10 protein-coding genes, 2 tRNA genes, 1 pseudogene and 1 riboswitch are annotated in these 11,262 nt (G+C 66.7%); all 13 genes and pseudogenes read right to left on the reverse strand.

Annotated features, from left to right (window positions below; translation table 11 throughout):
- Positions 1-77 precede the first annotated feature (77 nt).
- Positions 78-150: transfer RNA gene (locus ACKAE7_RS08455), tRNA-Ala, on the reverse strand.
- A 182-nt stretch (positions 151-332) separates the two neighbouring features.
- A tRNA-Ala gene (locus ACKAE7_RS08460) sits at positions 333-405 on the reverse strand.
- 113 nt (positions 406-518) lie between these two features.
- The gene (rsfS, locus tag ACKAE7_RS08465; RefSeq protein ID WP_066276611.1) at positions 519-920 is read right to left on the reverse strand and encodes a ribosome silencing factor; all 402 of its coding nucleotides are present in this window, start codon (positions 918-920) and stop codon (positions 519-521) included.
- A 59-nt stretch (positions 921-979) separates the two neighbouring features.
- A complete protein-coding gene (locus tag ACKAE7_RS08470; RefSeq protein ID WP_408978936.1) occupies positions 980-2,407 on the reverse strand; it encodes a hypothetical protein in 1,428 nt (475 codons plus the stop codon).
- Positions 2,408-2,414: 7 nt separating this feature from the next.
- A complete protein-coding gene (gene nadD, locus ACKAE7_RS08475; protein WP_192044147.1) occupies positions 2,415-3,068 on the reverse strand; it encodes a nicotinate-nucleotide adenylyltransferase in 654 nt (217 codons plus the stop codon).
- Positions 3,069-3,081: 13 nt separating this feature from the next.
- A complete protein-coding gene (locus ACKAE7_RS08480) occupies positions 3,082-3,312 on the reverse strand; it encodes a hypothetical protein (RefSeq protein WP_104186060.1) in 231 nt (76 codons plus the stop codon).
- A gap of 77 nt (positions 3,313-3,389) precedes the next feature.
- Positions 3,390-4,763, reverse strand: a complete 1,374-nt coding sequence (locus ACKAE7_RS08485; protein ID WP_408978937.1) for a glutamate-5-semialdehyde dehydrogenase — start codon at positions 4,761-4,763, stop codon at positions 3,390-3,392.
- Positions 4,764-4,789: 26 nt separating this feature from the next.
- A complete protein-coding gene (gene proB / locus ACKAE7_RS08490; RefSeq protein WP_188729337.1) occupies positions 4,790-5,941 on the reverse strand; it encodes a glutamate 5-kinase in 1,152 nt (383 codons plus the stop codon).
- Complete coding sequence (obgE, locus tag ACKAE7_RS08495; protein WP_408978938.1) at positions 5,931-7,520, reverse strand: GTPase ObgE; 1,590 nt, start codon at positions 7,518-7,520, stop codon at positions 5,931-5,933. Before obgE ends, proB begins: the two co-directional genes overlap by 11 nt.
- A 116-nt stretch (positions 7,521-7,636) precedes the next feature.
- Positions 7,637-7,900, reverse strand: coding sequence for a 50S ribosomal protein L27 (gene rpmA / locus ACKAE7_RS08500; protein ID WP_009372867.1), 264 nt, complete (start codon positions 7,898-7,900; stop codon positions 7,637-7,639).
- Positions 7,901-7,961: 61 nt separating this feature from the next.
- Positions 7,962-8,270, reverse strand: coding sequence for a 50S ribosomal protein L21 (rplU, locus tag ACKAE7_RS08505; protein WP_066276623.1), 309 nt, complete (start codon positions 8,268-8,270; stop codon positions 7,962-7,964).
- A 264-nt stretch (positions 8,271-8,534) separates the two neighbouring features.
- Positions 8,535-10,094 (reverse strand): bifunctional hydroxymethylpyrimidine kinase/phosphomethylpyrimidine kinase, encoded by a 1,560-nt coding sequence (thiD, locus tag ACKAE7_RS08510; protein WP_408978940.1) that lies wholly within the window; start codon positions 10,092-10,094, stop codon positions 8,535-8,537.
- Between the two features lie 7 nt (positions 10,095-10,101).
- Positions 10,102-10,199: riboswitch (TPP riboswitch) on the reverse strand.
- A 233-nt stretch (positions 10,200-10,432) separates the two neighbouring features.
- Positions 10,433-11,262, reverse strand: a pseudogene (locus ACKAE7_RS08515) (ribonuclease E/G); the annotation flags it as partial.

The raw sequence follows: 11,262 nt of genomic DNA on the forward strand, positions 1-11,262 counted from the left end.
GAAAAAGGACGGTCCCGATGGGGACCGTCTCTTCCGATGCTCCTGTGCCTTCCGGCTTGTTGCAGGATGCCTACCGGTGGAGCTGAGGGGACTCGAACCCCTGACCCCCTGCATGCCATGCAGGTGCGCTACCAGCTGCGCCACAGCCCCGGACTTGCCGCTTTCGGAGTAACTCCCCGAAGCAACCTGTTCAGCTTAATGCACTTTCGCCCCGCACGCCAATCGTGGTGCCGTGTCCCGGACTGCGGTCCGTCCGGGCCTGCCGGCCGGGTCCGCGGGTCACAGCAACAAAAAATCCGCCGGAATCACAGTGATTCCGGCGGATTATTCGGTGGAGCTGAGGGGACTCGAACCCCTGACCCCCTGCATGCCATGCAGGTGCGCTACCAGCTGCGCCACAGCCCCGAACTATTGCTGCCCTGTCGAGCTTTTTCGGCTTTCCCCGAAGCAACTCAAATATCTTAGAACAGCAATTCCGAAAATTCCAAATCGGGCATATTCCGCGCGATTCCGCGGATTTATTCGGTCTCGGACCCTGCGGTGGCTTTGGCCGACGCGTCGTCCCCGAGCTGCAGGTCCACCACGGGGCAGTCCTTCCAGAGGCGTTCCAGGGCGTAGAACACCCGGTCCTCCTCATGCTGGACGTGGATGACAATGTCCGAGTAATCCAGCAGCACCCAGCGGCCACCGGAGCGGCCCTCACGGCGAACGGGCCGCAGGTCCTGCTTGGCGAGTTCTTCCTCAATGCCGTCAACAATGGCATTGACCTGGCGTTCGCTGGGTGCCGAAGCGATGAGGAAAACGTCGGCCAGGGCCAGCCGCTCGCTGACGTCCAAGGCAACAATATCCTGGGCAATCTTGTCCGCGGCTGCCCTGGCGGCGGCGCGGGCTATGGTGATGGACGATTCTGATGCAGTCACGTGACTCCTTGTTGGGTTAAATATGCAGTGGCCGACCGTTGCCGGCCGGCGGTTGGTGATCAGCGGGACATGCCGTTGATGATCAGGATGACGCCCGAGACCAGTGCCACGACGCCAAATGCCAGGACCAGGAACTGCAGGACCCTGGTCCTGTTCGCCCGGGCCAGTCCCGCCGTGGCTGCGTCCAGGGGATCCAGGCCGTGGGCGGACGAAGCCGGGATTCGAGGAAGGTCCTCGAAGAGGTCGTCTCCCTGCCGCTCTTCCGTCACTGCCACCTGCGGGAGCTCCGCGGCCCGGGCAGCAGCTTCAGCCCTGGCGATCACCTGCGAGCGGCCGGGTCCGGCATCAGCAGGGGCAGTGCGCTGGGGGCCTGGTGATCGCCGCTTCTTGGTACCGGAAGGCGTGACCTTGGTTCCCTGGCGTGTGGTGACCGGTACGTGCGAGGTTGCGGGCGGCTTCATGACGGGCCGGTCGATGCCGGGGACCTGCACGAATTCCAGCGGCGTGACCATGGCCAGATTGTTGGCAGTAGAGGGGGCGGGGCGTTGTCCGGCCGCCGGCTTCCCGGCCTGGTCCTTCTTGCCGGCATCCCCGGGACGCTTTCCGGCATCCCGCGAACGTCCCTGGACGGGATTTTTCGGAGGGGCCGCCGGAGCCGCCGGAACCGCGGGGGTACCGGCCTGCTCGGCCAGCTTTTGCTTGGCCATGGCCCGGCGGTTCATGACCGCCGCACGCTCCGCCAGGGCGATTTGCTCGGCCAGGATCTCCGGATCAACCGCTTCGGGATCCAGGGAGGCGATGTGCTCCATTCTCGCGATCTGGTTTTTGGCCTGCTCCGCGAGCAGGGACCGGGCCGCCAGCGCCTGTTCCACGGTCATGCCCTCGGGGCCCGGTGAACCGGCCTTAACGCCAGGGGTGGTTGTCCCGCCCTGACGGGCCTGCTCCCCCGCGCCGATGTTTTTCGCGTCGGTGGACGGGCCACTGCCCTGGCTGCTGCCGCTGTGACTGTCCTCGTGGCCGCTGTCCTTGTGGCTGACGCCATTCCGGGGCCCGTCCGTTGAACGCTGAGGAGTGGAAGCAGGCGAAGTGGAAGCAGGCGGAGTGGAAGCCAACGGCACAATGGGGTTAGCCGCAGTCAGCGCCTGTTCCTTGAGCTGCTGGAGGCGGAGCTGCCGACGGGTGGGAGGACCACCGGCGGAGAGCTGGCCTTCCTTTTCCTCCAGCTCCTTGATGGCGCGAAGGGCTGCACGGTCCCGCGCCCGGATCTGGGATGACCGCTGGGTGTTGGCCTGCCCGGCGGTCGCTCCGGCGGCACCGGGTCCCGAGGGAGCAACGGGCCCCGAGGGGGCAGCAGCACCCGGCGCACTAGCATCCGTCTTTAGGGCAGGCTGGAGCTGCTCCGTGCCCTTGGAAGCAGACTCCTGCTGGGCGTCCCTGGCCTTCCGGAGTTCCCGGCGGCTGCGGATGGGGGGCTGTTCCTGACTCATTGAGAACTCATTCAGTACTGGCTGGTTCACGTGCTAGGGACGGTGGGGCATCGGCTTCCGCGGCGGCTTCGTACAGGCCGTACTTGGCGATGTACTGCACGACGCCGTCCGGTACCAGGTACCAGACCGGATGGTTCGCGGCCACGCGCGCGCGGCAGTCCGTCGAGGAGATGGCCATGGCCGGGACCTCCAGGAGGCTGACGTCATCGCGTCCCATGCCGTCCAGGACATGCCCGGGCCTGGTGACCCCGACGAAATGGGCCAGCGACCACAGTTCGTCGATGTCCTTCCAGGAGAGGATCTGTGCCAGGGCGTCCGCCCCGGTGATGAAGAAGAGATCGGCGTCGGGGCGCTGGGCCCGGAGGTCGCGAAGGGTATCGATGGTGTACGTGGGACCTGGCCGGTCGACGTCCACCCTGCTGACCGTAAAGCGCGGGTTGGACGCCGTGGCGATGACGGTCATCAGGTAGCGGTGCTCGGGTTCGCTGACGTGCTTGTGGGACTTCTGCCACGGTTGGCCGGTGGGGACGAAAACCACCTCGTCCAGGTCGAATTCCGCCGCCACCTCGCTGGCAGCCACCAGGTGGCCGTGGTGGATGGGATCGAACGTCCCGCCCATCACGCCCAGCCGCAGCCTGCCGTTGGCACCCGAGCGGTGCAAAACGCGGGAAATGTTAGTGGCCCTGCCCGTGGTCGTGCTTGTTCGGGTGCTGGCGGTGCGGATCCGCGTGCTCCTCGGTGGCCGTGTGGCGGTTGCCCAGGTTGGAGTAGGACAGCGTGATGAACATCATGACCAGCAGGATGGCGAAGATGACCACACCGAAGACCCACGGCTCAGCCCACAGCGGCGCGAGTTCGTGTTCTTCGCCTTCGGCGACGGACGTGGCAATCTGCTGGAACAGCATGTTCTCCCCTTGGGCTCAAACGATTGTGGCAGCGGAAAGCTCCGCCGTTTCTGGCTTCTGGTCTATGTTACCGTGCGCTACCCGCGCACCTGGCCCTCACCCTGCACGATCCACTTCGTGGTGGTGAGTTCGGTCAGCCCCATGGGACCGCGGGCGTGCAGTTTCTGGGTGGAGATGCCCACCTCGGCACCCAGCCCCAACTCCCCGCCGTCGGTAAACCGGGTGGACGCATTGACAATGACGGCCGCGGAATCCACCTCGGCGATGAAGCGCTCGGCGTTGGACAGGTCATTGGTGAGGATGGCCTCGGTATGGCCGGTAGACCAGGTGCGGATGTGACTGACTGCCTCGTCGAGGCTGTCCACCATGGCAACCGCAAGGTCAAGGTCCATGTATTCGGTGGCCCAGTCCTCGTCGGTGGCCGGTTCGGACTCGATGGAGGCGGGAAGCGCGGCGCGGGTGCGCTCATCGGTGTGCAGCCTGACGCCGGCCTTACGCAGGGCGGCCGCTACGGCCGGGAGCACGCGTGAACCGGAGTGGACCAGGAGGGTCTCCACCGTGTTGCAGACGCTGGGCCGTTGCGTCTTGGCGTTCAGGAGGATCTCCACCGCCATGTCCTCGCTGGCCGACTCGTCGATAAAGATGTGCACGTTCCCTTCACCGGTTTCGATGACGGGGACGGCGGAGTTGGTGACGACAGTCTGGATCAACTCGCGGCCGCCGCGGGGAATCAGGACGTCCACCCTGCCGCGGGCCTTCATCAGGACATTGGCGCCGGCGCGGCCATACTGGTCGACCGTCTGGACCGCGTCTGCGGGCAGGCCCACGGAGTCGAGCGCTTCGCGCAGCACCCGCACCAACACCTCGTTGGTTGCCTGGGCGGCGCTGCCACCGCGCAGGATCACGGCGTTGCCGCTCTTGAGTGCCAGCCCGGCAATGTCCACCGTGACGTTCGGCCGTGCTTCATAGATGGCGGCCACCACGCCCATGGGGACGTTGACCTGGCGGAGGCGCAGGCCGTTGGGGAGTGTCTGCCCGCGCACAACGTTGCCTACGGGATCGGGCAGGTTGGCCAGGTTTTCCAGGGCTGACACCAGGCCCGCGATGCGGGTTTCCGTCAGGGTGAGGCGGTCCAGCATGGCAGCGGAGGTGCCGTTGGCCTTTCCTGCCGCCACATCCATGGCGTTGGCGGTGATGATGGATTCAGTGCTCTCCTGCAGGGCGGTGCCCACTGCGCGGAGGGCGCGGTCCTTCCATGCCCGGTTGGCCATGGCCATCCGCCGCGCCGCATGGCGGGAACGGTCGGCGATGGCGTGCACTGCTGCCTCGACGTCGCCGGAAGACAGCGGAATGTCAGCCGGGACCGGTGCTGCCGATGACTCAACGGGCTGCGTGGCGGCAGCGGTGTCTCCGGAATTTTCGGCAGTCTTGTGGATCAGGGCCTCAGTCATGTTCCAAGTTTAGGCGAGCCGGAAGCTCAGACCAGCACCAGGTCGTCAACATGAACAACTTCACGGTCGTAGCCGCTGCCCAGCGCCTCACCGAGGTCCCTGGTGGACCGGCCCAGCATCTGGGGCAGTTCCGCGGACGAGTAGTTCACCAGCCCGCGCGCAACCACCGTTCCGTCGGCACCTGCTATCTCCACGGCGTCGCCCGCTTCGAAATCACCGTGGACGGCGGAAATGCCGGCAGGCAGGAGTGACGTGCGGTGGTGGCGGATGGCCTTCACGGCGCCGTCGTCCAGCACGAGCCGTCCCTGGACGGAGGCCACGTGCGCCAGCCAGAGAAGGCGGACGGGCTTCCGGGCGCCGTTGACGGTGAACCAGGTGCCCACGTCCTCGCCGTTAAGGGCTGCGGCGGCGTTGGGCGTGGAAGTGACCAGGGCGTGGATGCCGGATCCCGCTGCCATGGACGCTGCCTCCACTTTGGTGAGCATGCCGCCGGTGCCGACGCCGGCCTTGCCGGTCTTGCCAATGGAGACGCCGTCGAGGTCGTGCGCCCCTTCCACAAGCGGGATCCGCTTCGCGCCAAGGGACGGCGGGCCGTCGTAGAGGGAGTCGACGTCGGACAGCAGGACCAGCGCGTCGGCGCGGACCAGGTGGGCCACGAGGGCAGCGAGCCGGTCGTTGTCGCCGAAGCGGATTTCATGCGTGGCTACGGTGTCGTTTTCGTTGACCACAGGGACCACGCCGAGGCTGAGCAGCCGGTTGAGGGCGCGGAACGCGTTGGTGTGCTGGCTGCGGCGCATCAGGTCTTCGGCGGTGAGGAGTACCTGGCTGACCGTCACGCCGTGGGCCCCGAAGGCCTGGGTGTAGCGGGCCATCAGCAGGCCCTGGCCCACGCTGGCGGCCGCCTGCTGGGTGGCCAGGTCGCGGGGCCGCTTGGCGAGCCCCAGTGGTGCGAGACCCGCCGCGATGGCACCGGAGGAAACCAGGATGATCTCTGTCCCGGTGTTGCGCTTGGTGGCCAGCGCGTCCGCGAGAGCGGTCAGCGATTCTTCCGAGATACCGCCCTTGATGCTGGTCAGCGACGACGAGCCCACCTTGACCACGATCCGGTGCGCGTTGGCCAGCACGCTCCTGTCCACGGACCGCGCCAGCGGTTCCGCGGACGCAGCCCTAGATGTCATCGTCTGCGCCCAGTCCACTCTCCTTGAGCGGCTTGGCAACCCTGCGGCTGCTCACGGATTCGGTCCAGATGCCGGCCTTGCGCTCCGCTTCGAGTTCAGCGCGGGCAGCGGCCCTGGCGTCCTTGCGTTCCTGCTGCTCTTCACGTTTCTGCCCACGCGTGGGGCGGTCGCCGATGTCTGCAAAACGGACGTCCGTCCCGCGTGGCGAAGCCAGCAGTTCGGCGCCTGCCATCATGGTGGGCTCCCAGTCGAAGACGACGCCGTCATCCTCGCCGATAACAACCGTGTCGCCCGGCTTGGCACCCTGCTTGAACAGTTCCGTCTCCACGCCGAGCTTGGCAAGCCGGTCGGCCAGGTAACCGATGGCTTCCTCGTTGGTGAAGTCGGTCTGCTTGACCCAGCGCACCGGCTTTTCGCCCAGCACGCGGAACAGCGGCTCAAGGCCCTTCTCCTCCCGGCGGATCCGGAACCCGGTTTCGTTGACGGCGCGGGGCTTGATGACCACAGGCTGGACCTTGGGCGGCGCGGCTGCCACCGCGTCCCGGGCTGCCTGCACGATTTCGGCCATCGCGAAGCCCAACTGGCGCAGGCCCTCGTGGCTGGTCGCGGAGATTTCGAAGACCCGGTAGCCGCGGGACTCGAGTTCCGGGCGGACGAATTCGGCCATGTCCTTGCCGTCGGGCAGGTCCACCTTGTTCAGGGCCACGAGGCGGGGACGGTGGTTCAGCGGAACCACTTCGCCGTCCTGGCCTGCGTAGCTCATGTCCACGGCGTACTTCTCCAGCTCGGCCTCAATCACGGCCAGGTCCGAGAGCGGATCGCGGTCTGCCTCAAGGGTGCCGCAGTCCAGCACGTGGACCAGGGCCGCGCAGCGCTCCACGTGGCGCAGGAAGTGGTGGCCCAGGCCCTTGCCTTCGCTGGCGCCTTCAATCAGCCCGGGCACGTCGGCAATGGTGAAGCGGACGTCGCCGGCCTGCACGACGCCAAGGTTGGGGACCAGCGTGGTGAACGGATAGTCGGCGATCTTGGGGCGGGCCGCGGACATGGCCGCGATCAGGCTCGATTTTCCGGCGGACGGGAAACCCACCAGGGCGATGTCCGCAATGGACTTCAGTTCCAGGACGACGTCGCTGGATTCGCCTTCGATGCCGAGCAGGGCAAAGCCGGGCGCGCGGCGCTTCTGGGAGGAGAGGGCGGCGTTACCCAGGCCGCCGATGCCGCCGGCCGCCGCCACGAATTCGGTGCCTTCGCCGACGAGGTCCGCCAGGACGGTGCCGTCCTTGGACTTGACCACGGTGCCGTCCGGGACGGGAAGGATGAGCGTCTCGCCGTTCTTGCCGCCGCGCCAGTCGCCCATGCCGGGGCCGCCGTTGGTGGCGTGGCGGTGGGGTGCGTGGTGGTAGTCCAGGAGCGTGGTGGTCTGGTGGTCCACGCGAAGGATCACGTCGCCGCCATTGCCGCCATTGCCGCCGTCGGGGCCGCCCAGCGGCTTGAACTTCTCGCGGTGGACGGAGACGCACCCGTGGCCGCCGGTACCGCCGGATACGTGCAGTACTACCCGGTCTACAAAGCTGGCCACGTGGATCTCCTCAGTGCTGTTTCCTGGACGCCCAAGGGCGCCAAGATGATTGTAATGCGGTTAAAAGAACAGTGGAGCGGACCATATGGCCCGCTCCACCGCTTCAGATCTGGTTGTTACTCTGCAGCTGCAGCAGCAACGATGTTGACGACGCGACGACCGCGGCGGGTACCGAACTCAACGGCGCCCGGGGTCAGTGCGAACAGGGTGTCGTCGCCGCCACGGCCAACGCCGGCGCCCGGGTGGAAGTGGGTGCCGCGCTGGCGGACGATGATCTCGCCGGCGGAAACTACCTGGCCGCCGAACCGCTTGACGCCGAGGTACTGTGCGTTGGAGTCACGACCGTTGCGAGTGGAGCTCGCGCCCTTTTTATGTGCCATCTGAAATGCCTGCCTCTAAATTCTGGGGAATCTGCTGAAAAACCTGAACAGTAACGGAAGGTTACTTGATACCAGTGATCTTGACCTTGGTCAGTTCCTGGCGGTGACCCTGGCGCTTCTTGTAACCGGTCTTGTTCTTGAACTTCTGGATCACAATCTTAGGACCACGGAGGTCCTGGAGGATCTCAGCCGTAACAGTTACCTTGGCCAGGTCAGCAGCGGCGGAGGTGACCTTGTCACCGTCAACCAGGAGCAGTGCGGGCAGCTGAATGGTGCTGCCAGCTCCACCGGCGACGCGGTTCAGGGTAACGAAGTCTCCAACGGAAACCTTCTCTTGGCGGCCGCCTGCGCGGACAATCGCGTACACCACTTGGGAACTCACTTCTCTCGACGTTTATTACAAATTTGCGTGCGGAACCCGGTTCCATGATTGGGTGGGCTCTCGCTGTGCCTCAACGCCGTGGGGTCATAACCCAAGTGTTGGCGTAAGCACCGAAGATCTAGAATACGCTAGTTTTGGCTTCGGCCGCAAATGAGGCTGGTTCCGGCGGGTTGTCTGTGATAGGCACCACAGCCCAGGTCCACGCCCTTACCTGTGCCCCACCATAGTACCGGCGGGACGCGCCACCAGGTGTCAGGAATGAATGCGCGGCGCGTCGAAAAAGTCCACTTCGAGGCGGCAGGACTGCCTGAACGCCGTCACCATGGCATCCCGGTCCCCCGCGGAAGCAGCGCGGCCGGCCCCGTCCACCATGGCAACCGCCGTGCGGGTGGCGGCAGCGAAGTCCTCGTCCGCGTACGTGCGCAGCCACTCGGCGTAGGGGTGGCCGCTTGGTTCCCCGGCAGCCACGAACTGGGCGTGGAGTGTTGTGCCCACCTCGGCATACAGCCAGAAGCAGGGCAGGACTGCTGCGGCCAGCACGGCGTAACTGCCCGACGCCGATGCCGCCGTCAGGTGGTCCACGTAGGACTTGGTCACGGGTCCTAGCTGCGGCTCAACGGTCCGTGTACTGAGCCAGGAGCGGTGCAGCTCAGACTCCACCTCCAGGCACTGTGCGGCGGAACGTGCCCAGAAGAGCTGCTCCTCTTCGGTGGGGGCCAGTGCACTGGTCCGCGCGAGCACCCGTGAGTAGCCGTTGAGGTAGATGGCGTCCTGGGCGAGGTAGTAGGCAAACTCCTTCTCCGGCAGGCTGCCGGAAACCAGGCCGCGGATGAAGTCCAGCGCGTAGATGTCCTCGAGGTCCTTTGCGGCGCCCGCCCAGAGCTGCGCCGCGAAGCTCCCCTTCCCGCGCACCGCGGGCACGTGATGGAAGTGGTGCACGGGCCCGTTGCCGGCCCCCACCTCCAGGGGCTCCGAGGCCTCCAGCGCGCCGGCAAGCCAGGGCTTGACCTCGCGCAGGGCTGCCTCCCAGTCCCCCACCCGGGCCTGGACCGTGGCCATGGCCGCCGACAGGGAGCATCCGGTGCCGTGGCTGTTCACTGTTGCCACCCGCTGTCCGGGAACCACCACCACGTCCCTGGACAACAGGCCTGCGGTGTTAACGAGGGCGTCGGGGCATTCGGCCCCTACGAGGTGCCCGCCCTTGACCAGAACCGTGGCTCCCGTGGCGGCGGAAAGATTCCGGCCCTGTTCCAGGGCGCCTTCCCAGGTCTCCTGCACGTCGCCGCCCACAAGCATGGCGAGTTCAGCCAGGTTGGGCGTGATGAGGTGCGCCAGCGGCAGCAGGCCGCGAAGCGCGGCTTCGGCGGATTCCTGGAGAAGCCGGTCGCCGCTGGTGGCCACCATGACAGGGTCCAGGACCACGACGGCGGGACGCACCTTTTCGAGCCACGCACGGACGGCGTCGATCACCCCGGCATCGCCCAGCATTCCGATCTTCACGGCGTCGATACTGATGTCGTCGCTCAGGGCATCGAGCTGCTGGGTGAGGAAGGCGGCGGGGGGAACGTGCACGCCGCGCACGCCGCGGGTGTTCTGCGCGGTGAGGGCAGTGATGGCGGCCATTCCGTAACCGCCGTGGGCGGCGATGCTTTTCAGGTCCGCCTGGACGCCGGCCCCGCCGGAAGGATCGGATCCGGCAATGGAAAGCACCCGGGGCGTGTCGCGGTACTCGCGGACGGGGGCTGCAGACGCAGAAACAGCTGCAGGCCCGGAAGCGGGCGCAAGTGTGCGCTGGATGGTGGCAGTGGGCATTGCAAAGGTGGAAGACAAGAGACATCCCTTCGCCGGTGCTAGCCGGACAGGTTCAACGGGTCTGGATCTCAGCCGGCTCTCTGCGCGGCACCCCGTGTCGGTTCCCCAGCCTAGCTTTTTTGCGGTCCACAGCGTGAAGGTGACACAGTGCGACCGGAGCGGGGTGGATCGCCGGTGTTCAATGCGGGTGTTCAAGAGCGCTGCGGAACGCGCCTTAAATGACGGATGCCCGGCCGGCCACTGTCTGTGGCCGGCCGGGCATCCGCTCAATGCTCTCCCTGGGTTCGCGATTCCTGGAGCTCCGGTCCCTGGAGATTCCGTTCCTGGAGCTCCGGTTCCTAGAGCTCCGAGGCGGGAACCCCGACACCGAGGATAATCGGTGCGTCCGACGGCTTGCTGCTGGCCGGCTTGGAAGCACCCGCCTGGTCCGCTCCCGGTGCCTTGGCGGCGTGGGAATGCCCGGCCGAGGCGGCGGGAACATTCTCGTGCTGCTGGACCGAGGTCTCGTTGGCTGCTCCCTGTGCGCGGCTGGCACTGCGGTTGCGGCGTGCCCTGCGCGGGCGTGACTGCTCCAGGGTGTGGTCGGAGTAGTCCTTCTCCGCTGCGGCGGCCACCGGTCGCTGCTGCGGCTGGACGTTGGCCGGTTCCCGCTGTTCCGGGGCCTGCTCCTGCTCGGGGGTCTGCTCCGGGGCAAGAGCCTGCTGGGGAGCCTCTTCCGCCCCGCGCTGTACCGGCTGCCCCGCCGGCGTTTCAGCTGCCGGGACGGGCTCGCCCAGATGGGCGAAAGCCGCGGCAAGGCGGTCCAGGGTGAGGGCGGGCTTTGGCTGCTGCTCCTCTGCGTGCTCCACGAAGGGCAGGACGACTTTTTCTCCGCCAAAGGTCAGGACGGCAGCGGGCCTGGACGCATCGCCGTCGTGCTTCTCCGTTTCTGCAGGCGCTGGAGGCTGGGCCTGCGTTGCCTGCCTGGCGGCAGCCAACTCATCGTCATGCAGGTGGGCAGCGTGCGCAGCTGCCGCGATGTTGGCAAGGGCCAGCCTGGTGGCCTCCGCTTTCGCGTGCCGCTCGGCGTCCGTCGGATCAGGGTGGACCGTGTGGACGTGGACGGCAGCTGCGCACGCTGCCCACCTGCATGACGATGAGTTGGCTGCCGCCAGGCAGGCAACGCAGG

This window comes from Pseudarthrobacter sp. NKDBFgelt (genome assembly GCF_046097905.1).
GTDB lineage: Bacteria > Actinomycetota > Actinomycetes > Actinomycetales > Micrococcaceae > Arthrobacter > Arthrobacter polychromogenes.

What these genes read in the sequence shown, in the direction of transcription:
- ACKAE7_RS08480 (WP_104186060.1), bottom strand. Translation starts at nt 3,312, where the DNA reads ATGCTGTTCCAGCAGATTGCCACGTCCGTCGCCGAAGGCGAAGAACAC.
- rpmA (WP_009372867.1), bottom strand. Translation starts at nt 7,900, where the DNA reads ATGGCACATAAAAAGGGCGCGAGCTCCACTCGCAACGGTCGTGACTCC.
- thiD (WP_408978940.1), bottom strand. Translation starts at nt 10,094, where the DNA reads ATGCCCACTGCCACCATCCAGCGCACACTTGCGCCCGCTTCCGGGCCT.
- proB (WP_188729337.1), bottom strand. Translation starts at nt 5,941, where the DNA reads ATGACATCTAGGGCTGCGTCCGCGGAACCGCTGGCGCGGTCCGTGGAC.
- ACKAE7_RS08485 (WP_408978937.1), bottom strand. Translation starts at nt 4,763, where the DNA reads ATGACTGAGGCCCTGATCCACAAGACTGCCGAAAATTCCGGAGACACC.
- ACKAE7_RS08470 (WP_408978936.1), bottom strand. Translation starts at nt 2,407, where the DNA reads ATGAGTCAGGAACAGCCCCCCATCCGCAGCCGCCGGGAACTCCGGAAG.